Origin of the sequence: Paraburkholderia sabiae (assembly GCF_030412785.1) — a bacterium.
Taxonomy (GTDB): Bacteria; Pseudomonadota; Gammaproteobacteria; order Burkholderiales; family Burkholderiaceae; genus Paraburkholderia; species Paraburkholderia sabiae.
The window spans coordinates 670544-691670 of record NZ_CP125296.1 but is presented as its reverse complement, the minus strand read 5'-3'; the positions used below and the strand labels follow the sequence as shown (position 1 = coordinate 691670).

The window sequence follows — 21127 nt, the reverse complement described above, 5'->3', positions numbered from 1 at the left end:
CGCGCGGCATACAGGAAGCACACGGGGAAAACACTTAGATACAGCGTAGGCCGATCCGCTCGCCGGCATGGCGGGCACCGAGCCGGACGCATCGGAGACGCCCCTAATGTCATCGCTCGTTGACATCAATTCGCACGTCCGGGATGTACTGAACATCGTCAACAACCAGCCTGCCACGTGCTCGATGAGCCATTCCGTCGCGCAATCGTGGACGCGTTGTCTCGTCGATTTCGGACTGGATCCCGGCCGCTTCGTGATGCCGCCCGTGCTCACGCAGCAGGAACTGACCCAGCGTCGCGAAGCGGCGGACGATCTGATCGCCTGCTCGAAGCTGGAAATGACCACGCTCTATCAGCAGCTCGCCGATCCCGAACTCGCCGTGATTCTCGTCGATGCAAACGGGGTGATCGTGCATCAGGTGTCGTCGGTGCCGTTCGGCGAAGCCGTCGCCGCCGACGGCCTGCGCATCGGCGCCGTGTGGAGCGAGCGCGAAGCGGGTACGAACGGGATGGGCACGTGCCTGACCGAGCGCGAATGTCTCGCGATCTATCAGCACGAACACTTCTATCCGCGTTATACGTCCCTCACCTGCTCGGCTGCACCGATCTTCGACGAGCGCGGGACGATCGTCGGCGTGCTCGACGTGACGAGCCGCTCGAAGATGCTGCAACAGCATTCGCTCGTGCTCGTCGGCATGTCGCGGCAGATGATCGAGAACAGGTTGATCGATTCGCGCTACCGGCGCGCGAACACGGTGCACTTTCACAGCCGCCCCGAATTCGTCGGCACGCTGCACGCGGGCAAGCTGGCCGTCGACGACGATGGCGTCGTGCTCGCCGCGAATCGCAGCGCGCTGTTCCAGCTCGATCTGCGCTCGCCCGACCAGCTGTGCGGCAAGCGCATCGAAGAAGCCTTCAGCGCGACGCTCGAAGACATGATCGCGCGCAGCATCCGCGGCTCGTTCCATCCGATCACTGTGTACAGTGCGCACGCCAATAACCGCTTCTTCCTGATCGCGCAGACACCGCGCGATGCAGCGTCGTTCGGCGGTGCGAGCCAGGGTGCGCCGAGTGCGCGCGGCCCCTGGAGCGACGTGTCGATCAATCGCAGTCCGCGCGCGAAAAATCCACGCGACGCGCGCGAAGCGAAACCGGCTGCTGCGGGACTCGACAAACTCTCGCATCTGGAATTCGGCGATCCGCGCATGGCCGCGCAAAGCCAGTTGGCCGCGCGCGTGATCCAGCGCAAGATCCCGATCATCCTGCGAGGCCAGACGGGCACCGGCAAGGAAGTGTTCGCGAATGCGCTGCACAGCATCAGTCCCAACGCGGCGGGCGCATTCGTCGCGGTGAATTGCGCGTCGCTGCCCGAGACGCTGATCGAAAGCGAACTGTTCGGCTATCGCGCGGGCGCATTCACGGGCGCGCAACGCGAAGGACGGCGCGGCAAGATCGTGCAGGCGAACAACGGCACGCTGTTCCTCGATGAAATCGGCGATATGCCGATGGCCTTGCAGGCGCGGCTGCTGCGCGTGCTCGAAGAGCACGAGGTCACGCCGCTCGGCGCGGAAACCACGATCAAGGTCGACTTCCAGCTGATCAGCGCGAGCCACCGCAATCTGCTCGATCTCGTGCAGCGCGGCCTGTTCCGCGAGGACCTTTACTATCGATTGAACGGCATCGAGATCAACCTGCCGCCGCTGTGCGAGCGCGCTGATTTACTCCCGCTGGTTCAGCACATCCTCGAAAGCGAATCCGACGATCCGCCCGAACTGAGTGCAGAGGCACGCCAGGCGCTTTCCAGCTATGCGTGGCCCGGCAACATCCGGCAATTGCGGCACGTGCTGCAAATGGCGATCGCGCTGTGCGACGGGCCGGAGATCCGTTGCGCGCACTTGCCCGCCGAGATCGTCGACGATGCGAACGACACACAAAGCCGTGCTTCGGCTGCGGGACAATTCGCGCAACCCATGCGCCCGCCCGCTGCCCCGCCGTTCGACGACGACACCGATCTGTCGGCGCTCAATGCCATTCAGTTGAAGGAGCGCGAAACGGTGCTCGCGATGCTCGATGAGCATCGCTGGAACGTGAGCAACGTAGCGAAGACGCTCGGCATCAGCCGCAACACGTTGTACCGGAAGATGCACAGGCTGCACATCCGGCTTTCGCACGACGGCGCACAGGCGACGGCCGATGTTGAGCCAGGCGCATGAATCGCACGTAAATCGCGCATGAATGCACCCACGCCCGCTCGCCGCCCCGGCGTTTTCCGCCCCGACGCGCGCTTTGCGTGGTGCATCACGGGCTCCGGCCACATGCTGGAGGAATCGATCGATATCGCGCTCGCACTGCCGGGCATCGATCTGTTTCTGTCTGCTGCGGGCGAGGAAGTGTTGCCGCTCTACGGCTGGACCGTGCCGAAACTGCGCGAGCATTTTCGCGTGGTGCGCGACAACAGCGCGAGCAGCGTGCCCGTCGGCATGCTGTACGAAGGCATCTATCACACGGTCGTGATCGCGCCCGCCACCAGCAATACCGTGGCCAAATGCGCGTTCGGCATCTCCGATACGCTGCCGACCAATCTCTACGCGCAAGCGGGCAAGCAGTGCATACCCGGCATCGTTTTCGCGTGTGACACCGAGCCGAGCGTCATCACGCAGAGCCCGCACGAATGGGTCGAAGTGCGACCGCGCGCGATCGAACTCGAGAACGTCGAACGGCTGGCGCGCATCGAACACACGACCGTCGCGCGCTCGCTCGACGAATTGCGCGCGGCATTGAGCGAACGGCTATCGAACCTCGGGCTCGCATGGAACACATCGTCTTCCTGACCGGCAGGCTCGCCGAACAAAGCGTCGTGCAGGTACTGGAAGGCATGACGAACGTGCCGTTCACGTGGGAAGTACGCGAAATCGGCTTGCAGGTCGCCGCGTTGATGACGGCCGACATGATCCGCCGACGCGTCACGTTGCCGCTGCGCGCGGACCGCATGATCGTGCCGGGACGATGCCGCGGCGATCTCGCGGCGTTGAGCGAACATTTCGGCGTACCTGTCGAGCGCGGGCCGGAAGAAGCGAAGGACTTGCCTTTGCATTTCGGGCAAGCGGCGCGCAAGTTCGATCTGTCGCGCTACACGACGGAAATTTTCGCGGAGATCGTCGATGCGCCACGACTCGATCTCGATGGTATTGCTGCGCGCGCGCAGCACTATGCCGATCAGGGCGCGGATGTGATCGACGTGGGCTGTCTGCCCGACACGCCGTTTCCGCATCTCGAAGACGCCGTGCGCATGCTGAAGGCGAAGGGTTATCGAGTGAGCGTCGATTCGATGGTCAGCGATGAACTGCTGCGCGGCGGTCGTGCGGGCGCGGATTATCTGATGAGCCTGAACATCGACACGCTGTGGATCGCCGACGAAGTGTCCGCGACGCCGATTGTCGTTGCACGCGAGCCGCGTGATATGGCGTCGTTGCATCAGGCGATCGATACGCTCACTGCGCGCGGCAAACCCTTTCTCGCCGATCCGATTCTCGATCCGATTCCGTTTGGGTTTGCTGCTTCGATTGCGCGTTATGTCGCGTTGCGTGAGCGGTATCCTGATGTTGCCATCATGCTTGGGGTTGGGAATCTCACTGAGTTGACTGAGGCTGATACTAGCGGGATCAATGCTGTGTTGCTCGGTGTTGCCGCCGAGTTGCGTGTGTCTGCTGTGTTGACCACTTCGGTTAGTTTGCATGCGCGGCGTGCGGTGCGGGAAGCGGATGTCGCGCGGCGCGTGATGCATGCTGCTCATGAGGCGCAAGTGCTGCCTAAAGGTATCTCTCCTGCTCTGTCTGCTCTGCATTCCAAGCGGCCTTTTCCTTATGATCCTTCTGAGATTGCTGCGTTCGCCGCGCAGGTGCGGGATCCTAATTTTCGTGTGCAAGTGTCCGTCGATGGGATTCATGTTTATAACCGGGATACGCATGTTGTTGAGAGCGATCCCTTTGCTCTGTATCCGCATCTCAAGATTGAGAATGATGGTGGGCATGCTTTCTATATGGGCGTGCAAGCCGCCCGGGCTGAGATCGCTTTTCTACTCGGGAAAAGGTTTGATCAGGATCAAGCGCTTGATTGGGGGTGTCAGGTCGATCAGGCTCAAGAGGATTTGAATGTTTGGTGTGCGCCAGGGGTTACTAAAAAGAAGTGATGTTGGTCTGGGTTGGTCTGGGTTGGTTTGGTCTGGGTTGATTTGGTTTTGATTCGCTGGCATCCGTGTCGCTGGCATCCGCGTTTTCGTATCGGTTTGCTAGCGTTGCCCCTGTGCGGGGCGGCACCTACTTTTCTTTGCAGCGGCAAAGAAAAGTAGGCAAAAGAAAGCCGCTTCAAACCTCCGGTACCTACCGGGATAACGCCACGGCACACGTTCCTTGAGCTGTCGCGCAGCGACGCCAACACTCCGTAGAAAGCCCGCAGTCAGACGCGCGCGGCGCGAAACATGACATCCACCTGGAGCACATTCGGTCAGCACTTTTTTTGCATTTGCCGTCAATTGATTGCGGCGGTATGTGCTCCAGACTGTTTGGGGGCTTTTCGCGCCGTGCGCGGTTGACTGCGGGCTTTCTACGGAGTGCGGACCTTGCTGCGCGATAGCTCAACTGCGGCGTGCCGCGGCGCTGTCCTGGCAGGCACTGGAGGTTCAAAAGCGGCTTTCTTTTGCCTACTTTTCTTTGCCGCTGCAAAGAAAAGTAGGTGCCGCCCCGCACAGGGGCGACGCGTGAAGTACGGATACGAATTCGCGGATGCCAGAAAAAGAAAAAAGCAAAAACAAAAACCTCAAACCCGCGCCTGCCGATCACGCAACTGCAAGATCATAGGCGTAAAAATCAACTGCATAGCAAGCCCCATCTTCCCACCAGGAACAACAATAACATTAGGCCGCGACATAAAAGAATCATGCAGCATGGTAAGCAGATAAGGAAAATCAATGCCCTTCGGCTTGGAGAACCGAATAACTACAAAGCTCTCATCAGGCTGAGGAATCTCGCGAGCGGTAAAAGGATTAGAAGTATCAACAGTGGGAACACGTTGAAAGTTCACATGGGTCCGAGAAAACTGCGGACAGATGTAATTCACATAATCCGGCATCCGCCGCAAAATCGTATCGACGACAGCCTCGTGCGAATAGCCGCGCAGCGTCTGGTCACGATGCAGCTTTTGAATCCACTCCAGATTTATGATCGGCACCACGCCGACGAGCAGATCCGCATGCTGTGCGATGTCGACCTTGCTGGTCACGGCCGCTCCATGCAGCCCTTCATAAAACATCATGTCCGTGCCTACCGGGATGTCCTCCCACGGCGTGAACGTCCCCGGGTCCTGCTTGTACACGACGGCGTCCGCTTCGTCGTGCACGTAGCGGCGAAACTGCCCGCCGCCCGATGCACCATATGCCGCGAACAACTGCTCCAGCTCGTCGAGCAGATTCGCGTCGGGCCCGAAGTGGCTGAAATTGCGCACGCCGTCGCGTTCGCTCTGCCGCAACGCCTCACGCATGCCGAGACGGTCATACCGGTGGAACGCATCGCCTTCGATAATCTGCGCATTGATCTTCTCCCTGCGAAAAATGTGGGCGAAGCTCCTCATGACAGTGGTCGTGCCCGCGCCGCTCGACCCCGTCACAGCAACAATCGGATGTCTGACTGACATGCGTTGTCTCCTGTCTCGCTTTAAGGCGACCCGTCAGATCGACGTCTCCGGAAGGAACAGCGAGCGCTCACGAAAAAGCGGCGACGTGAAAGGCGTATCGATGCCGAGATCGTGCTCGCGGTGATATCGGCCAATACGCGTGACCTCGCTCGTCGAGCCGAGTATCAGCGGCATGCGCTCATGGAACGTGCGCGGCGCCGCATCGAGCACGCGGTCCCGCCCTGTCGTCGCCATGCCGCCCGCCTGCTCGACGAGAAAGCCGAGCGGACTCGCGTCGTACACGGCGGACAATCGTCCGCGCATCGCCGATCGCGTGCGGTAATCGCGCGGCATCAGGAACAGCCCGCCGCGCATCAGGATGCGATGCACCTCCGGCACCAGCGCATCGCTCCAGCGCAGGCTGAAATCGCGTTCGCGACAGCCCGCGCGCCCTTCCCGGCATTCGTGCACATAGCGGCGCACGGGCGGCTCCCAGAAGCGCTCATTGGAGGCGTCGACGGCGATCTCGCCTGTTTCGTCGGGAATGCGGATCGACGGATGCGTGAGCATGAACTCGTCCGTCTGTCCGTCGAGCGTGAAGCCATGTGTGCCCTCTCCGAGCGTGAGAATGAGCATCGTCGCGGGGCCGTAGATGGTGTAGCCCGCAGCGGCCTGCTCGCGGCCCGGTTGCAGGAACGGTGCACCGTACGGTTCGTCGTAAGGCTCGCAGTCCAGTTCGCCATACGCTTCGGCGCGCACGTCCGCACCGTTCGCGTCGCTGCCTTGCGACTGCACGCGCATCACCGAGAAGATCGAGCCCGCCGTGCCGTTGATGTCCGCATTCCACGGGCAGTTCAGCGGATCGAACGCAAGCTGGTACTCGGGCTTGTCGGCTTCGTCCGAGTGACGATTGCGCGCGGCCGTTTCGGCGAGCTTGCGGCGGCGCGTGGCGTACGCGAGCACCGCGCCGCCCGCGACGGAATCGGCCTGCGCACTGTCGCCCAGCGTGCCGCGCGCAAGGGCCGATGCGATCGTCTTCACCGATGCGGCGACTTCGTGCAGCACCGCCTGTAACCCAGTGGGCGGGCGCGTGGCCATCAGATGGTCCGCGTCGCCGGCGAGGAACCTCGTCAACGTCATGGTTGCGTGGCGCATGATGCTCTCCTACGAAGTGGGGGATTCGGGTGCCGCGCCGGATTGCATTCCGGCGCCGCCAGATTCGGAGAACACGCTGCTCGCGCGGATATCGGCGGCGCTCAGCAGCGTCAGCGAAGGGGGATCGGCGCTCGCGCCGCCGCCCAGCGCATCCGCGAACAGGCGATTGGCCTGGCGCAGCCGCGCGCGGTCGAGCGCATTGCGCACCGAGCGCGCGTTCGCGAAGTTCGGTTGACGCACACGCCGCGCGAGGTAGTCCTCGAAAGCGCGATGCGCATCGGCGTCGAACCGGTAATGCATCGTGTCCAGCATGCGCTCGGCGATCAGCAGCAGTTCATCGGGCGCGTAATCGGGAAACGACAGATGGTGCGCAATCCGCGAGCGAAAGCCGGGATTGCTGCGGAAAAACGTGTCCATCTTCGACGCATAGCCGGCGAGTATCACGACCAGATTGTCGCGCTGGTTCTCCATCGTCTGCAGCAGGATTTCAATCGATTCCTGCCCATAATCGCGCTCGTTTTCCGGGCGATACAGGTAATACGCTTCGTCGATGAACAGCACGCCGCCCATCGCGCGCTTGAGCACTTCGCGCGTTTTCGGCGCGGTGTGGCCGATGTACTGCCCGACGAGATCGTCGCGCGTCACGGACACGAGATGATTGCGCCGGATATAGCCGAGCCGGAACAGCACGTCCGCCATGCGCATCGCGACGGTCGTCTTGCCCGTGCCCGGATTGCCGCTGAAACACATATGCAGAGTCGGCGCGCCGCTTTCGATGCCGAGCGCCTCGCGTGCTCGTCCCACGAGCAGTTGCGCGGCAATTTCGCGGATACGCGTCTTCACAGGCGCAAGGCCGACAAGATCATGATCGAGTTCGTCGAGCACGCCTGCAATGCCCGACTCGCGAAAGAGCGCGAGCAGATCGACCTGCTGCGGCGCATGCGTCTGCGTCGGTGGCTCCGTGATCACGGCGTTCATCGCATCGTCTCCCTGTTATCGTTCGATACGCGGCTAGCGCGGCGCGGCATGCACCGTCGTCAGCGAATAGCGCTGCACGCGCGAGCGATCATCCTGACGGCCCAGCACGAGCGTCGGTTCCACATCGGGCCGGTTCACGATGAACGACAGCCGCATCGTTTCGAAACCACGCACCGAATCGAACGCGTTCACCTTCACGTAGTGCTGCGGATACGCATCGCGACAACGCGTCACTTCCATCATCACGCCCGCTGCGTCGCGCAGATCGAACATCGGCAGACCCCACATTTCCCAGTACGTGTTGCGCGGATGCGGGTCGTCCGTGAATTCGACGGAACATGCCCAGCCCTGGTCGAGCGCGTACTGGATCTGCAGGCGGATTTCGTCGTCGGTCAGGTCGGGCAAAAAGGAAAACGTCCCTTGCGTGATACGCATGGCTGGCTCCAGAAACTTCGGGTTTGAGAGGCGTTTTTTCAGGCCACGCTCGGCGTGACGGCGAAATCGGGTGAATCGGTCGGCGTGTAGTTGAACGTGACGTCGCCCCATGTATCGAGCGCCTGCTTGAGCGGCGTGCAATGACGCGCGGCCGCTTCGAGCAGATCGGGGCCTTCGTTGGCGATGTCGCGGCCCTCGTTGCGCGCCTTGACCATCGTTTCGAGCGCAACGCGGTTCGCTGTTGCACCCGCCTGAATCCCCGACGGATGGCCGATCGTGCCGCCACCGAATTGCAGGATCGCGTCGTCGCCGAACAGATCGAGCAACTGATGCATCTGCCCCGCGTGAATGCCGCCCGACGCGACGGGCATCACCTTGCGCAAGCCTGCCCAATGCTGGTCGAAGAAAAGGCCGCGCGTGAGATCGACAGGGTTGTGCGACTCGCGCAGCACGTTGTAATAGCCCTGCACGGAAAGCGGATCGCCGTCGAGCTTGCCGACAGCCGTGCCCGCATGCGCGTGATCGACGCCCGCCATGCGCAGCCACTTCGCGATCACGCGAAACGAAATGCCGTGATTGCGCTGCCGCGTGTACGTGCCATGCCCCGCGCGATGCAGATGCAGGATCATGTCGTTCTTGCGCGCCCAGCGACCCATCGACGTGATCGCCGTCCAGCCGATCACCAGATCGATCATCACGATGCACGAGCCGAGTTCCTTCGCGAATTCCGCGCGCTCGTACATGTCTTCCATCGTGCCCGCCGTCACATTCAGATAATGGCCCTTCATTTCGCCTGTCTCGGCTTGCGCGCGGTTGACGGCTTCCATCGCGAACAGATAGCGGTCGCGCCAGTGCATGAAAGGCTGCGAATTGATGTTTTCGTCATCCTTCAGGAAATCGAGCCCGCCTTTGAGGCCTTCATATACGACACGTCCGTAGTTCTTGCCCGACAAACCGAGCTTCGGCTTGACGGTCGCGCCGAGCAGCGGACGCCCGTATTTGTCGAGCCGTTCGCGTTCGACGACGATGCCCGTCGGCGGCCCTTGAAACGTCTTCAGATACGCGACGGGAATGCGCATGTCTTCGAGACGCAGCGCTTTGAGCGGCTTGAAACCGAACACATTGCCGATGATGGAAGCCGTGAGATTCGCCACCGATCCTTCTTCGAACAGATCGAGTTCATACGCGATGAACGCAAAGTACTGAGGCTCGTCTGCGGTCGAATTCGGCACGGGGTCGACGCGAAATGCTTTTGCGCGGTACATGTCGCACGCGGTGAGACGATCGGTCCAGACCACGGTCCAGGTAGCCGTCGACGATTCGCCTGCGACGGCGGCGGCCGCCTCTTCCGGCTCGACGCCTGGCTGCGGCGTGATGCGGAAGAGCGCGATGATGTCCGTGTCCTTCGGCGTGTAATCCGGCTGCCAGTAGCCCATTTCGCGGTACTTGAGAACACCTGCTGCGTAACGCGAGCGCTTTTCTGCCTGCGCGGCTGCTGGCTTGACGGCTTCCCTGGTGAAATCGTTCATCACGCTGCCTCGATATGGGTCATGGCGCTCGCACGCCTTGGGGTGTTGGGTGGTAGCGGCGCGCATCGAAACGGCCGGCCTTGGAGGTCAATGTAGGCGGCACATTGGATGAAGTGAATTCACGATTTTTTTCAGCAGGCTTAAGCGATCCGTTAAGACGCGTGCACATCGTGCGAAATGCGTCCACAATGAGTGATCGGCTCGTGGAACACTTTGCTGCGGTTCCGCCACAGTAAGGCGCGTAAGCAGGAACGGGACATAAGCGGGACGTGTCCCTCCCGTGCCGCTGGCGACTGGTACGACAGTTGCATCAGCAACATGGGCCGAGAGCGGTGTGCTTTTGTTTGCTCGCCGCAAAGGGACCGCTTTTTTTTCACTCTCGAAGGAGGACGGATATGCAGTGGACTACACCTGGTTATACGGATATGCGTTTCGGGTTTGAAATCACGATGTATATCGCCACGAGGTGATGATCGCTGTTCGCCGCTCCGCGGCGGGTCGTTGTTGTTGCTTTCCGCGGAGCGGCATTTCTGGTTTTTTGGTTTTTTTGCTTTTTTGCAGTGCCGCAATTTTTTCGCTGGCATCCGCGATTTCGTATCCGTACTTCACGCGTTGCCCCTGTGCGGGGCGGCACCTACTTTTCTTTGCAGCGGCAAAGAAAAGTAGGCAAAAGAAAGCCGCTTTTGTACCTCCGGTGCCTGCCAGGATAGCGCTGTAGCGTGCCGCAGTTGAGCTATCGCGCAGCAACGTCCGCACTCTGTAGAAAGCCCGCAGTCAACCGCGCACGCCGCGAAAATCCCACACAGTCTGGAACACATACCTCCGCAAACCGACGGCAAGCGCACCAAAACAAGCCGCCGCATGTGCCCGTGTGGATGTCATCTTTCGCGCCGCGCGCGCCTGACTGCGGGCTTTCTACGGAGTGCTTGCGTCGCTGCGCGACAGCTCAAAGATCGTGTGCCGTAGCGTTATCCTGGCGGGCACCGGAGGTTTGAAGCGGCTTTCTTTTGCCTACTTTTCTTTGCCGCTGCAAAGAAAAGTAGGTGCCGCCCCGCACAGGGGCAACGCGTGAAGTACGGATACGAAATCGCGGATGCCAGCGAAAAACCGCGGATGCCAGCAAAAAAAAACGCAGTACCATAACCAAACCCCGTGTAACAAAACAATCGAACGATGATTCACGAAACAATCATCACCTCCTGCACCCGCGAGGGCATCCCCCACATCGCCCCGATGGGCGTGCGCTTCGAACATGGCCTGGCGCTGTTAGCGCCATTCAGGCCCTCGAGAACCCTGGACAACATCCTCTCGACGCGCGCAGCCGTCATCAACTTCACAACAGACGTCCGCATATTCGCCGGCTGCGTAACGGGCGCCCAACGCGACTGGCCGACCTGCGCGGCAAGCAACGTCAATAGCGTGCGGCTAGAACATCCACTGTCCCATACAGAACTGCAACTCGACCACATCACCGACGATCCACAGCGTCCACTCCTCCACATGCGCTGCGTCCACACGGAAACACACGCGCCGTTCGGCGGCTTCAACCGCGCGCAGGCGGCTGTAGTCGAAGGCGCGATCCTCGTGAGCCGGCTCTTCATGTTGCCCGCCGACAAGATCGATCACGAAATGGCCTACCTGCAGATCGCCATCGACAAAACGGCCGGACCCTACGAACGCGTCGCCTGGGACTGGATCACGCAAGCCGTCGAACATTTCCGCGCGACAGGCGAAGCCGTCGACAAGGCGCCCGCGCCGGGCATGGACCCGACGCATACGTCCTGAGCCGCAGCCTCCACGGAGAATCCGATGACCGCATTGCTCGCAAGCGTCCGCACTGCCGAAGAAGCACTCGACGCAGCCGGCGCCGGCGCCGATCTGATCGATCTGAAAGAGCCGCGCGAAGGCGCGCTGGGCGGCGTGTCGATCGACAACATCTGGCGCATCGCGCGCACGCTGCGCTCGCGTTATCCCGTGAAACCCGTCAGCGCGACGATCGGCGATCTGCCGTCCGATGCCATCGACGCCATCGCGGCGCGCGCAACGGAAGTCGGCGAAACAGGCGTGGATTTTGTGAAAGTCGGCGTTGTGCCGGGTCCGCATGCGCAGGCGTGCCTCACGCGCATCGCCGCGTTGCAGGCCACCGTGCTGCCCGTTCTGCTGTGCGACGATGGCGTCGATGCGTCGCTCATCGATCATGCCGTGTCGCTACGCTTCGTCGGCATCGTGTTCGATACGGCAGGCAAGACGGGACGCACGCTGTTCGATTGCATCGATAAGGAAACGCTCGCGCACTACATCGCGACGATCCGCGCGTCGGGCGCAATGGCGTGTATCGCGGGCTCGCTCGGCTGGGCGCAACTCGACGGCATCCGTGCGCTCGCGCCCGATGTCGCGGGCTTTCGCACCGCGCTTTGCGAAAACGGCCGCACGTCGCGGCTCGATCCGCGCCGCGTCACTCAGTGGGCGGACGCGCTGCATCACGCCGCGCCGGGCGCCGCGGCCTGACACACCCGAAACGCCCGATACGTCACGCAAAAAGCGCCATCACACGGCCGATGCGTTCAGCAGCCGCTCGCGCACCAGCGCGACATCCGTCTTGCTGAACAGCTCGACTTCGTAATTCGCCTCTTTCACGTAGTGGACAAAGCTCGCGTCCACCACGCCGTTCGACGCGAGCGTGACGAGCGGCACGTTTTCTCCGACGGGACACGACTTCACGACCATCAGACGCTCGGCGTTCAGCGACGTCGACAGCCACGCGGCGAGACTGTCCGAAGTCGTGTCCCAGTTGGTCATCGCGTCGGGCGTGACGCGCATCAGGCACACGGGCATCCACACGGCGACCTTGCCTTTGCGCAGCGCGCGCCTTATCAGGTCTTCGTTCGTCGCGAGCACGAGGTCGGGCAGCACCGCCTGCATCATCAGCGCGTATTGCGTCATCGCGAGCAGACACATGTTGTGGGCCGCGAGATCGTCGAACTGCCATTCCCGCTGATACGCACGCACACTGTCCGCAAAATCGCCGCCGCCCGGCACGATCACCACGCGCCCGCCGCCGACTTCCCACAACTGCGTGAGCCAGTCCCGCAGCGACGGGTCGTGACTCAGGCTGCCGCCGATCTTCACCACCCACATATCCGTTACCTCGCTTTCGTTCGACTGCGCGACCGTGCCGCTTCTGCTGTTGCGGCATCAGCGCTTATCGATGGTGCTGCATTGCGCACGCGCCCTTTCACGCGGCGCGCTGCTCTCGCCTCCTCCCCGCCATCAGCCATGCGACGGCCACGCTCGGCGCACACGTCGCGATCCACTCGGCGGCATCGGGCGGCGCGTCCGTCGCCGTCTGCACGAGCGTGCTGAAATCGACGTAATCGCATGCATGCGTGCTTGCCAGCGCCGCCGCCAGAAACCGTCCGCAGCCCGCGCCGACGACGGGCGCACCCGCCAGCGACGGATGCGCCGCCCGCACCTGCTCGACGCTCGCATCGATCGCGCGCAACTGCGCGTCGCGCCATTCGTGCGCGAACGCGCGCCATTCGTCTTCCGTCGCGTCGGCGGCATCGCGGCCGATCGTTCTCGCGAGCCGCGCGCAGCTCGCCGCGACCGTCTTCGGCCCGTTGTCGGCGCTCGGATGCTGGTCGTGCGGCGGCCACAGCTCGCCCGTCACGCGATAGATATCGGCGCTCGTCGCGAACCATTCGTTCATCACGCCCGCCGTCTCGCCGCGAAACGCGATCCGATGCGCGATGCCGCACAACGGCGTACGCACGACGCCGTGATACGCGAGTTCGCCCGTCACGAGCCGCGTCGCATCGTTGACGCCGCGCGCCGCGACGCGTGCGTCGACGATGGGCACGATATCCGTGGTGGTGCTGCCGATATCGATCAGCACGCACTCAGGTAGGCAAGCCGCGACATGCTGCGCCGTCGCGAGCCAGTTCGCCGACGCCACCGCGCGCCATTGATCGACGCTCTGCGCGGCATCGAGCCAGCCCGACGCGCCCGCGAAAAACGCGGTATGCGCGCCGAGCCGTTCGCTGAGCGCAGCGACGAGCGCGCGCACGCCGTGCTCGCGATCCGCGAACAGATCGACCATTTCGCCCGTCATCGTGACGGCGTGGCGCGCGTGCGCGGCGCGGGCATCGGGCCAGCGCGCAAACGCGGCGTCGATTGCGCGGTGCAGATGGTCGAGCCCCTGCCACAGCGGACACGCGCATTGCGCGATATCGCAGACGACGCCTGCCGCGTCGACCCGCGACACCTTCACATGCGCGCCGCCGACGTCCCAGCCGAACACCACGGGCGCGCTCATGATGCCGTTCCGCAGGCGGCCAGCCTCGCGCGCGGCGCAACCTGCAAACCATGCGCCGCGAGCACATCGACAGCCAGATTGCGGCCGAGGCGCCCGGACAAACCCGCATAGGCGACGGTCGCGCGCGGATTCACCTCGATCACGACCGGGCCGCGTTCCGCGTTCCACACAACGTCGATGCCGACAAAGCCGCGCAAGCCCGGCAACGACGCCGCGACCTGCCGCGCAAGCGCATCGAGCGTGCGGCCTTGCGCGCTGTCGCGAGCGATGCGGTCGATATCCACGCCGTCGAAACTGAGAACCTGCCCTGCGTGCCCCTCTGAGGGCGCGTCCACTTCGATTCTCTGCCGGTTGATGCTGACGAGCGTCGCGTCTTCGCTATCGCAGATCAGCGACAGGCTCAGCGGCTCGCCGTCCACCCACGTCTGCAGCACGGTCTCGCGCGCCTCCGCGCAACGCGCAGCGTATTCGGCGCGCGCGGCGTTGGCGTCGTCGAATACAAGCGTGTCGAGACCGCCCGCGCCGTCGTCCGGTTTGACGACCCAGCGCCGCTGCACCGCGGGGTTGATTTGTGCGGGCTCGAGTGCGGGCGTCACGGCGATGCCGCGCGCCGCAAGCCGCGCCGCCGTCGCGCGCTTGCTCGACGCGAGCGCGATGGCCTCCTTCGTGCAGCCGATCCAGCGCGCCGGGCCCACGGCATCGGCGAGATCGAGCATCAGTCCGTCGCACTCGGGCGCGACGATCCACGCGTAGTCGTGCTCACGCGCGGCCCGCGACACGAACTCCAGCATCGTTTCGCCCGGCTTCGCGCGAACATGCGGCACGTCGGGCGCGACCTGCTCGAAGCGCGAACTCGCGAAACTCACCTGCACGCCATCGAGTTGCCGCAGATCGCCGACAATCGCATCGCGCATCACGCGCCCTTCGACCACGAGCGCGCTCAGATCGGCGAGACTGCTGCTGCCCGCCAGTTGCGCGTCGATGCCGCCGCCAGTGAGATACTCATAAACCCAGAGCTTCATCAAGGAACGTCTCCGCATGCAGGTGATCCCGGTTCTCGATCTGCTCGACGGCCACGCGGTCCGCGCGATACGCGGCGACCGCGCGAACTATCGCCCCATCCAGTCTTCGTTGTGCGCGACGAGCGAACCGCTCGACGTCGCCCATGCACTCGTCGCCGCCACGTCCGCCGACGCGCTGTACGTCGCCGACCTCGGCGCGATCATGTCGCGCGGCGCCGATCCGTCGACACTTGCTGCACTCGCCGCGACCCTCGGCGCATCGCCGGATCGCTCGCAGCCGTTCGAAATCTGGCTCGACGCAGGCTTCGCCGATTTCCCGTCGATGCGCGCGCATCTCGAACGCACTACTGCCGCGCAACACGAACACGCCCACAACGTGCGCATCGTGCCCATATTCGGCTCCGAGTCGCTGCGTTCGCCCGACGCCTTGCGCGAAGCCGAAGCGGCCGGCTACGCGCCTATCCTGTCGCTCGATCATCGACACGGCCAGCTGATCGCCGCGCCCGAACTCGTGCCTGCGCTGCGCTCGCCCGCATCGTGGCCGTCGCGCGTGATCGTGATGACGCTCGATCAGGTCGGCGCCGATGCCGGGCCCGATCTCGACACCTTCAACCACATCCACGCGCAAGCGGCTCAACGCATGACGATCGGCGCGGGCGGCATCCGGCATCGCGACGATCTCGATGCGGCGGCACGCAGCGGCGCACATGCGTGGCTCGTCGCGTCGGCGATTCACGACGGCAAACTCGGCACAACGCAGGCACCGCAAGCGACGCGCTCCGACGCTGCAGCGTGATCCGCGAAACAATATCCATGCCACGCGATCCGCGTTGCAGCAACGGCGCGGCTCGCATGCGCATTGGGCAGCGCACTGTCCTCAAGTGACACACTGTTGCAGCGCGGAGCACATACTGTGCTGCGCGCTGCCCGTCGCTCGGCGTGCGATGACCTGACGCTTGCATGTGTCCGCTTTCGGCACAACGCCGGATCGCTACGAGTCTTCGCATTGAAATGCGTGAGGCCGTCACGCCGCAAGGCTTCTGCGAGAGCCGCGCAACATCGGCACGGACCTTGCTGAACGGGTTCTCATGCATGAACCCACGCCCCCCAAAACGAATGCCAACGCGAATGCCAACGCGACTCCGGCCGCCCGTGGGCCGTTGCCATCCGTTGCGGCGACTCGCGACTGGACGTGCCCGTTCTGCCCGCTGTTGTGCGACGACATCGAGGCCCGCCTTGCCGGCGATCAGTCGCTCTCCGCACCCGCCACCCGATGCGCGCGACTCGCCGCCGCGCTCACGCGCTACGACGCAAGCGACAACGTCTGCGCGCCTTCCGTAGACGGCGTGTCCGTCTCGCTCGAAGACGCACTCGAAGAAGCCTCGACTGTGCTCATGCAGGCACGGCGACCTCTGTTCGGCGGCTGCGGCACAGACATCGCGGGCGCACGCGCGCTCTACGAACTTGCCGCCGGTTGCGGCGCAACGCTCGATTCATTCCACGGCGACGCGCTGAGCGCCGCGACGCTCGCGCTGCAGGATCGCGGCGCGTTCTTCACGACGCTCTCCGAAGTGCGTTCGCGCGCCGATCTGCTCGTCGTGTTCGGCTGCGAGCCTTCAGCGCAGCATCCGCGCTTCTACGAGCGCATCGCGAGCGACATGTCGGCGCAACGCGAGATCCGCTTCGTCTGTTGCGCCAGCGATCCTGCCGCGAGCGAGCGTCACGAGTCGATACTCGCCGATGCTTCGCCGCACGACGTGCTCGCGTTCTGGTCGGCGATCGCGGAAGGCCGCAAGCCGGCGTCGCTCGAAAACGGCTCGGGGATCGCGACGGCGCTCGCGTCGCTGATGGAACGGATCGTCGAGGCCCGCTACACGGCTTTCGTGATCGAGCCCGCCGCGCTGCCTCAATCGCACGCCGCCCTGCTGATCGAAGCACTGCACCGCATCGTCAAGGCGATCAACCGTGTGAGCCGCGCGGGCGTGCTGACGCTCGGCGGCGCCGACGGCGCACTGAGCGTGAATCAGGCGGTCACGTGGCTGTCGGGCTTTCCGCTGCGCACGCGCGTGTCGACGCCCGACCGGCCGCCCGGCACGCCGCCGCTCGATCACGATCCATACCGCTATCGCACGGAGCGCCTGCTTGTTGCGGGCGAAGCCGATGCGCTGCTGTGGATCGCGAGCTTCGACCCGCATCCATTGCCCTCTTCGCACGACGCCGGTACGCCCGTCATCGTGCTCGGAACACCGGCACTCGCATCGACCTTCGAGCCCGCGAACGCGCAACCGCGCACTGCGAAGACGGTGTTCATTCCCGTCGCGACGCCCGGCATCGACAGCGACGGACATCTGTTTCGCGTCGATACGTCCGTGGTCGTGCCGCTGCGCGCGGCGCGGCATATTGCGTTGCCGAGCGTGGCGTCGATCGCCGCGCAACTCGCCGATCATCTTGCCGCAGGCCGCGCCGCGCGCGCCGTGCTGACACGGAGACCGGCATGAGCATCGCGCGACTTCGCGGCGGCCGCGTCTACGATCCGGCAAACGGCGTCGACGGCGTGCAGCGCGACCTGTATATCCGCGATGGCCGCATCGTCGACGCACCCGCCGACGGCGCCGTCGATCACGACTACGACGCGCAAGGGATGATCGTGATGGCGGGCGGCATCGATCTGCACTCGCACATCGGCGGCGGCAAGACGAATTTGTCGCGCCTGCTGTTGCCCGAAGATCATCGCGACGACAGACCGCGCGACGCATCGTACGAAGCCGTGCAGGACGAACGGGGCCGCTATCTGCGCATGCCGTCGTGCGGCGTCTGCACGCCCGGCACGCTCGCCACCGGCTACCGTTACGCGGAAATGGGGTACACGGCGGCATTCGAGCCCGCGATGATCGCGTCGAACGCACGTCATGCGCACCTGGAAATGGGCGACACGCCGATCATCGATCACGGCGCCTACGTGATGCTCGGCAACGACGAAATGCTCTTGCAGATGCTCGCCGCGAAAGACGACTTCGAACGCGTGCGCGATTACGTCGGCTGGACGATGCACGCGAGCCGCGCGCTCGGCGTGAAGGTGGTGAACCCGGGCGGCATCTCGGCGTTCAAGTTCAACCAGCGTTCGCTCGATGTCGACGAAGCGCACGCGCACTACGGCATCACGCCGCGCGACGTGCTGCGCACGCTGACGCGCGCGTTGACGGAACTGCGCGTACCGCATCCGTTGCACGTGCACGCGAGCAACCTTGGCGTGCCGGGCAACATCGAATCGACGATCGCGACGATGGATGCCGCCGATGGTCTGCCCATTCACCTCACGCACATCCAGTTTCACAGCTACGGCACGGAGGGCCCGCGCAAGTTTTCGTCGGGCGCGCGCGCGGTCGCCGATGCCGTGAATGCGCGCCCCAATGTATCGATCGACGTGGGACAGATCATCTTCGGCCAGACCGTCACGGCTTCCGGCGACACGATGATGCAGTTCAAGAATGCACCGCTCGCGCGGCCGCATAAATGGATCGTGGGCGATATCGAATGCGATGCGGGCTGCGGCATCGTGCCGTTCCGCTATCGCGAGCAAAGCTATGTGAATGCGCTGCAATGGATCATCGGGCTCGAAATCTTTCTGCTGGTGAACGACCCATGGCGTGTGTCGATGACCACCGATCATCCGAACGGCGGCCCGTTCACGAGCTATCCGCATCTGATTCGCCTGCTGATGGACAAGCCCTTTCGCGACGAACAGCTTGAGCGCCTGCATCCGGAAGCCAAGGTGGCGAGCGCACTGCCCGAACTCACGCGCGAGTTCTCGCTGTACGACATCGCGATCATCACGCGCGCGGGTCCGGCGAAGCTGCTCGGCCTGAAGGATCGCGGCCATCTCGCAGCGGGCGCAGCCGCCGACATCGCCGTGTATCGCGACGACGCCGACCGCGAGCAGATGTTCACCTCGCCCGCGTATGTGTTCAAGGATGGTCAGCTGGTCGCGCGCGACGGCAATCTCGTATCGACGCCGACGGGCGGCATCCACTTCGTTTCGCCCGACTACGACAGGAGCATCGAACAGACACTGCGCCAGTACAGCGAAAAAAATCTGGCCACCAACTTCGCGCACGCCGCAATCAGCGACGACGAAATCTGCGCATGCTGCCGTGGCGGACGGCTGCTGCCCGTCGCGTGCCTCGCGCGCACTTGAAGGCGGACGCGCGATGCAGATCAACGACACCCTGATCGACGACACCTTCGCGGAAGCCTTCCCGATGAAGGCGACGCGCCTCGTCATCACCGCCCACACGCCGCGCTGGGCGCGCGCGGCGGCGGATTCGCTGACGGGATTCGCGACGTCGGTGATCGATTGCGGCTGCGAAGCGGGCATCGAACACGAAATTTCCGCCGACGCGACGCCCGATGGCCGACCCGGCATTTCGGTGCTGATGTTCGCGGTGTCGTCGAAAGAACTGGTCAAGCAGATTGCTCGGCGCGTCGGTCAATGCGTGCTGACGTGCCCGACGACGGCCGTGTATAACGGCATCGACGCCGCGACATCGCGCGCGCCGCTGTCGGATGTCGTGCCGCTCGGCGGCTCACTGCGTTTTTTCGGCGACGGCTGGCAAATTTCGAAGATGCTGGGCGGCGTGCGTTATTGGCGCGTGCCCGTGATGGACGGCGAATTCGTGTGCGAAGAATCGGTGCAGACGGTGAAGGCTGTTGGCGGCGGCAACCTGCTGCTGCTCGCGCGCGATCTCGACAGCGCGCTCGCGGGCGCCGAAGCCGCTGTCGCCGCGATGCACCGGCTCGCGAACGTGATCACGCCGTTTCCGGGCGGCGTCGTACGTTCGGGATCGAAGATCGGCTCCAAATACAAAGGTGCCGTCGCGTCGACCAACGACGCGTTCTGCCCGACGCTCACGGGTTTGTCGCAACGCAGCGAACTCGACGCGCAGACGGGCTGCGTGCTGGAGATCGTGATCGACGGTCTGACGGATGCCGACGTCGGCGCGGCGATGACGGCGGGCATCGAGGCGGCATCCACGCCCGGCAGTGGTGTGGTGCGCATTTCCGCCGGGAACTATGGCGGCAAGCTCGGGCCCTACCACTTCAAGCTGCACGAACTCGCTGCATCGCTTGTGCAGCGCAAAACGGGCGCGCCATGAGCACGATCACATTGCGCGTGAAGCACGCGCCGGGCTTTCGTGTCGACGGGTCGGCGCTGTTGCCGTCGGCGTTGCACGCGCTGTCCGACGCAGAGATTGCGCGTGTGATGCTGCCCGCCGGCAACGACGCGTGCGCGGCAGGCGATCTGTTCGATATCTCCGTCGATACGAACGACAACGATGCGCGTCTCGTGATCGAAGGCGACGCGCGCTGGCTGGACCGGCTTGGCGCACAACTGGACGCGGGCAGTCTGCGCATCGAAGGCTCGGCGGGCGATCACGCGGGCTGGCGCATGGCAGGCGGCACGCTGGAAATAACAGGCGACACAGGCGCGTTTACCGCTTGCGAGATGCGCGGCGGCACGCTCGTCGTCGAGGGCAATAGCGGCGACTTCGTCGCGGGCGCGCTGCCGGGCGGCATGGAAGGCATGACGGGCGGCACGCTGGTCGTCGCGGGCAACGCGGGCGCGCGTCTCGGCGACCGGATGCGGCGCGGCACCGTGCTGATCGGCGGCGATACGGGCGATTACGCGGCATCACGGCTCGTGGCCGGGACGATCGGCATTGCGGGGCGCCTTGGCGCACACTATGGTTACGGCATGCGGCGCGGCACGCTGTTGCTGCTGCAACAGCCCGAACGCATTCCGCCCACGTTCACGACGGGCGGCCGCGGTTTCGATGTGTTCTGGTCGCTGTTCGCGCGGGCGCTCGCGGCGGAATGCAGTGCAGTTTCTTCTGTGTCCGCATCGATCGCGCCGCGCCTCGCGCCCTTCGCCGCGCTCGACGCGCACAAGGTGCCGCAGCGCTACGCGGGCGATCTTGCCGTCGATGGACGTGGCGAACTGTTGCTCGTCGAATGAAGCAGTCGCCGCGA

General features: G+C 64.0%; 20 protein-coding genes. 11 read left to right on the top strand and 9 right to left on the bottom strand.

Annotated features, from left to right (window positions below):
- The first annotated feature begins 106 nt into the window (after positions 1-106).
- The 3 genes from QEN71_RS32795 to QEN71_RS32785 are packed head-to-tail and all read left to right on the top strand — an operon-like array spanning position 107 to position 4188.
- A complete protein-coding gene (locus QEN71_RS32795) occupies positions 107-2212 on the top strand; it encodes a sigma-54-dependent Fis family transcriptional regulator (RefSeq protein WP_201647305.1) in 2106 nt (701 codons plus the stop codon).
- An 18-nt stretch (positions 2213-2230) separates the two neighbouring features.
- Positions 2231-2830 (top strand): flavoprotein, encoded by a 600-nt coding sequence (locus tag QEN71_RS32790; protein ID WP_201647304.1) that lies wholly within the window; start codon positions 2231-2233, stop codon positions 2828-2830.
- Positions 2809-4188, top strand: coding sequence for a DUF6513 domain-containing protein (locus QEN71_RS32785; RefSeq protein ID WP_201647303.1), 1380 nt, complete (start codon positions 2809-2811; stop codon positions 4186-4188). The genes QEN71_RS32790 and QEN71_RS32785 overlap by 22 nt, the downstream gene beginning before the upstream one ends.
- A 626-nt stretch (positions 4189-4814) precedes the next feature.
- Here the strand turns inward: QEN71_RS32785 and QEN71_RS32780 are convergent.
- The 5 genes from QEN71_RS32780 to QEN71_RS32760 are packed head-to-tail and all read right to left on the bottom strand — an operon-like array spanning position 4815 to position 9763.
- Complete coding sequence (locus QEN71_RS32780) at positions 4815-5687, bottom strand: phosphoribulokinase (protein ID WP_201647302.1); 873 nt, start codon at positions 5685-5687, stop codon at positions 4815-4817.
- 33 nt (positions 5688-5720) lie between these two features.
- Positions 5721-6821, bottom strand: a complete 1101-nt coding sequence (locus QEN71_RS32775) for a class 1 fructose-bisphosphatase (protein ID WP_201647301.1) — start codon at positions 6819-6821, stop codon at positions 5721-5723.
- 9 nt (positions 6822-6830) lie between these two features.
- Positions 6831-7799: a CbbX protein gene (gene cbbX / locus QEN71_RS32770; RefSeq protein ID WP_201647300.1), complete on the bottom strand. Its 969-nt coding sequence runs from the start codon at positions 7797-7799 to the stop codon at positions 6831-6833.
- A 33-nt stretch (positions 7800-7832) separates the two neighbouring features.
- Entirely contained in the window at positions 7833-8234 is a 402-nt protein-coding gene (locus QEN71_RS32765; protein WP_028364308.1) for a ribulose bisphosphate carboxylase small subunit, read from the bottom strand.
- A gap of 38 nt (positions 8235-8272) precedes the next feature.
- The gene (locus QEN71_RS32760; RefSeq protein WP_201647299.1) at positions 8273-9763 is read right to left on the bottom strand and encodes a form I ribulose bisphosphate carboxylase large subunit; all 1491 of its coding nucleotides are present in this window, start codon (positions 9761-9763) and stop codon (positions 8273-8275) included.
- A 395-nt stretch (positions 9764-10158) separates the two neighbouring features.
- On the opposite strand from QEN71_RS32760, the gene pqqA reads away from it, so the two are divergent.
- Complete coding sequence (gene pqqA / locus QEN71_RS32755; RefSeq protein WP_007576927.1) at positions 10159-10233, top strand: pyrroloquinoline quinone precursor peptide PqqA; 75 nt, start codon at positions 10159-10161, stop codon at positions 10231-10233.
- Here the strand turns inward: pqqA and QEN71_RS32750 are convergent.
- Positions 10208-10510: a hypothetical protein gene (locus tag QEN71_RS32750; protein ID WP_201647298.1), complete on the bottom strand. Its 303-nt coding sequence runs from the start codon at positions 10508-10510 to the stop codon at positions 10208-10210. The genes pqqA and QEN71_RS32750 overlap by 26 nt on opposite strands.
- A gap of 426 nt (positions 10511-10936) precedes the next feature.
- Between QEN71_RS32750 and QEN71_RS32745 the strand changes: the two genes are divergently transcribed.
- Together QEN71_RS32745 and QEN71_RS32740 are read left to right on the top strand one after the other, a co-directional pair.
- Complete coding sequence (locus QEN71_RS32745) at positions 10937-11548, top strand: DUF447 domain-containing protein (RefSeq protein ID WP_201647297.1); 612 nt, start codon at positions 10937-10939, stop codon at positions 11546-11548.
- Between the two features lie 24 nt (positions 11549-11572).
- Entirely contained in the window at positions 11573-12271 is a 699-nt protein-coding gene (locus QEN71_RS32740; RefSeq protein ID WP_201647296.1) for a (5-formylfuran-3-yl)methyl phosphate synthase, read from the top strand.
- Between the two features lie 39 nt (positions 12272-12310).
- Here the strand turns inward: QEN71_RS32740 and QEN71_RS32735 are convergent, their stop codons facing one another.
- From QEN71_RS32735 to QEN71_RS32725, 3 genes are all read right to left on the bottom strand, one after another.
- A complete protein-coding gene (locus QEN71_RS32735) occupies positions 12311-12901 on the bottom strand; it encodes an amino acid kinase family protein (protein ID WP_201647295.1) in 591 nt (196 codons plus the stop codon).
- Positions 12902-12998: 97 nt separating this feature from the next.
- On the bottom strand, positions 12999-14078 hold the full coding sequence (locus QEN71_RS32730; RefSeq protein WP_201647294.1) for a hydantoinase/oxoprolinase family protein: 1080 nt from the start codon (positions 14076-14078) through the stop codon (positions 12999-13001).
- A complete protein-coding gene (locus tag QEN71_RS32725) occupies positions 14075-15100 on the bottom strand; it encodes an ATP-grasp domain-containing protein (RefSeq protein WP_201647293.1) in 1026 nt (341 codons plus the stop codon). The genes QEN71_RS32730 and QEN71_RS32725 overlap by 4 nt, the downstream gene beginning before the upstream one ends.
- A gap of 16 nt (positions 15101-15116) precedes the next feature.
- On the opposite strand from QEN71_RS32725, the gene QEN71_RS32720 reads away from it, so the two are divergent.
- The 5 genes from QEN71_RS32720 (at position 15117) to QEN71_RS32700 (ending at position 21113) form a co-directional block, all read left to right on the top strand.
- Entirely contained in the window at positions 15117-15896 is a 780-nt protein-coding gene (locus tag QEN71_RS32720) for a HisA/HisF-related TIM barrel protein (RefSeq protein WP_201647292.1), read from the top strand.
- A gap of 292 nt (positions 15897-16188) precedes the next feature.
- Positions 16189-17598 carry a molybdopterin-binding domain-containing protein gene (locus QEN71_RS32715; RefSeq protein WP_201647291.1) on the top strand — a complete coding sequence of 470 codons (1410 nt, stop codon included), beginning with the start codon at positions 16189-16191 and terminating at the stop codon, positions 17596-17598.
- The gene (locus QEN71_RS32710) at positions 17595-19295 is read left to right on the top strand and encodes a formylmethanofuran dehydrogenase subunit A (protein WP_201647290.1); all 1701 of its coding nucleotides are present in this window, start codon (positions 17595-17597) and stop codon (positions 19293-19295) included. Before QEN71_RS32715 ends, QEN71_RS32710 begins: the two co-directional genes overlap by 4 nt.
- 13 nt (positions 19296-19308) lie before the next feature.
- Positions 19309-20253, top strand: coding sequence for a formylmethanofuran--tetrahydromethanopterin N-formyltransferase (fhcD, locus tag QEN71_RS32705; RefSeq protein ID WP_201647289.1), 945 nt, complete (start codon positions 19309-19311; stop codon positions 20251-20253).
- Positions 20250-21113: a formylmethanofuran dehydrogenase subunit C gene (locus tag QEN71_RS32700; protein ID WP_201647288.1), complete on the top strand. Its 864-nt coding sequence runs from the start codon at positions 20250-20252 to the stop codon at positions 21111-21113. Before fhcD ends, QEN71_RS32700 begins: the two co-directional genes overlap by 4 nt.
- Positions 21114-21127: the final 14 nt, after the last annotated feature.

What these genes read in the sequence shown, in the direction of transcription:
- QEN71_RS32790 (WP_201647304.1), top strand. Translation starts at nt 2,231, where the DNA reads ATGAATGCACCCACGCCCGCTCGCCGCCCCGGCGTTTTCCGCCCCGAC.
- QEN71_RS32735 (WP_201647295.1), bottom strand. Translation starts at nt 12,901, where the DNA reads ATGTGGGTGGTGAAGATCGGCGGCAGCCTGAGTCACGACCCGTCGCTG.
- QEN71_RS32715 (WP_201647291.1), top strand. Translation starts at nt 16,189, where the DNA reads ATGCATGAACCCACGCCCCCCAAAACGAATGCCAACGCGAATGCCAAC.
- QEN71_RS32720 (WP_201647292.1), top strand. Translation starts at nt 15,117, where the DNA reads ATGCAGGTGATCCCGGTTCTCGATCTGCTCGACGGCCACGCGGTCCGC.
- QEN71_RS32710 (WP_201647290.1), top strand. Translation starts at nt 17,595, where the DNA reads ATGAGCATCGCGCGACTTCGCGGCGGCCGCGTCTACGATCCGGCAAAC.
- QEN71_RS32740 (WP_201647296.1), top strand. Translation starts at nt 11,573, where the DNA reads ATGACCGCATTGCTCGCAAGCGTCCGCACTGCCGAAGAAGCACTCGAC.
- QEN71_RS32775 (WP_201647301.1), bottom strand. Translation starts at nt 6,821, where the DNA reads ATGCGCCACGCAACCATGACGTTGACGAGGTTCCTCGCCGGCGACGCG.
- QEN71_RS32765 (WP_028364308.1), bottom strand. Translation starts at nt 8,234, where the DNA reads ATGCGTATCACGCAAGGGACGTTTTCCTTTTTGCCCGACCTGACCGAC.
- QEN71_RS32785 (WP_201647303.1), top strand. Translation starts at nt 2,809, where the DNA reads ATGGAACACATCGTCTTCCTGACCGGCAGGCTCGCCGAACAAAGCGTC.
- QEN71_RS32780 (WP_201647302.1), bottom strand. Translation starts at nt 5,687, where the DNA reads ATGTCAGTCAGACATCCGATTGTTGCTGTGACGGGGTCGAGCGGCGCG.
- QEN71_RS32700 (WP_201647288.1), top strand. Translation starts at nt 20,250, where the DNA reads ATGAGCACGATCACATTGCGCGTGAAGCACGCGCCGGGCTTTCGTGTC.
- QEN71_RS32745 (WP_201647297.1), top strand. Translation starts at nt 10,937, where the DNA reads ATGATTCACGAAACAATCATCACCTCCTGCACCCGCGAGGGCATCCCC.
- fhcD (WP_201647289.1), top strand. Translation starts at nt 19,309, where the DNA reads ATGCAGATCAACGACACCCTGATCGACGACACCTTCGCGGAAGCCTTC.
- QEN71_RS32730 (WP_201647294.1), bottom strand. Translation starts at nt 14,078, where the DNA reads ATGAGCGCGCCCGTGGTGTTCGGCTGGGACGTCGGCGGCGCGCATGTG.
- QEN71_RS32725 (WP_201647293.1), bottom strand. Translation starts at nt 15,100, where the DNA reads ATGAAGCTCTGGGTTTATGAGTATCTCACTGGCGGCGGCATCGACGCG.
- QEN71_RS32760 (WP_201647299.1), bottom strand. Translation starts at nt 9,763, where the DNA reads ATGAACGATTTCACCAGGGAAGCCGTCAAGCCAGCAGCCGCGCAGGCA.
- QEN71_RS32795 (WP_201647305.1), top strand. Translation starts at nt 107, where the DNA reads ATGTCATCGCTCGTTGACATCAATTCGCACGTCCGGGATGTACTGAAC.
- cbbX (WP_201647300.1), bottom strand. Translation starts at nt 7,799, where the DNA reads ATGAACGCCGTGATCACGGAGCCACCGACGCAGACGCATGCGCCGCAG.